The sequence below is a fragment of the Bartonella florencae genome (assembly GCF_000312525.1).
In the GTDB taxonomy this organism is placed as follows: Bacteria; Pseudomonadota; Alphaproteobacteria; order Rhizobiales; family Rhizobiaceae; genus Bartonella; species Bartonella florencae.
The window spans coordinates 1-986 of the sequence record NZ_HE997479.1 but is presented as its reverse complement, the minus strand read 5'-3'; the positions used below and the strand labels follow the sequence as shown (position 1 = coordinate 986).

Genomic DNA, 986 nt, shown 5'->3' with positions numbered 1-986 from the left:
ATGAACACATCTTATCGAACCCCCAAAAGTCAATCTTATCACCAGCAAACTCTCGGCAATATCATTCAAGAGATCGCACAGCGCAATGGCTATACAGCAAAGGTAGATCCCAATCTTGCCAAAATTGTTGTGCGTCACATCGATCAAACCGCTGAAAGCGATATGGCTTTTGCCACACGCCTTGCAGAAGAATATGATGCTGTTGCAAAGCCTGTTGATGGCAAATTGGTGCTTGCCAAACGGGGTGAAGGCAAAGCCATCACCGGTGAAACACTGCCCGTCGTTGTCATTCATGAAAAACAATGCACCTCTTGGGATTTTAAATACAGTGCACGCGATGAAGCAGGCAGCGCCAATGGCTTAAAGACAGATGCAGGAGATGACCAAAAAGCCGCCGCTGATGCAAGGGAACCAGAGGAAATTGAGGAGAGTGAAGATGTAATCCATATGGATGAAAGTGATACCACCAATTTGCCTAAAGCAGAAACACAATCCTCTGAAAAACAAGAGCAAGAAGAAGAGAAAAAAGGCGGTGTACTTGCAAGCTATCATGATATCCGCACCGGTGAAAAAAAGAAGTCAAGGTTGGTAAAGAACCTTTTCATGAACTCAAATATACCTACCATAACCAATCAGAAGCTGTTGGGGCCATTGCTGCTTATCGCAATAAGTCATCGCGTGGAAAATCTTCTTTCTCATGTGATATCGGTGGTGATCCCTTCGTGCAAGCAGAAGCAAAGCTTATTCAAGAGCCCCCTTTCCGCCCTTATATTCCAGCAGAATGGCGCATCAAAAGCGTCAAACACAAGCTTGATAAAACAGGTGGATATACAACAAAAATAGACTGCGAACTTTTTGATAAAGCCCAAGAAGATGCTGCAAAAAACGTAGCAAATACCACACCAGACAAAGACGATACCCTTGATCCAAACGCCCCTCCCAATGCATGCGATGAAGGAGACGGCGTCATCCATATGGATAAAGAA

1 pseudogene is annotated in these 986 nt (G+C 44.5%); it reads left to right on the top strand.

Annotated features, from left to right (window positions below):
- Nucleotides 1-986, top strand: a pseudogene (locus tag BN202_RS08890) (contractile injection system protein, VgrG/Pvc8 family); the annotation flags it as partial.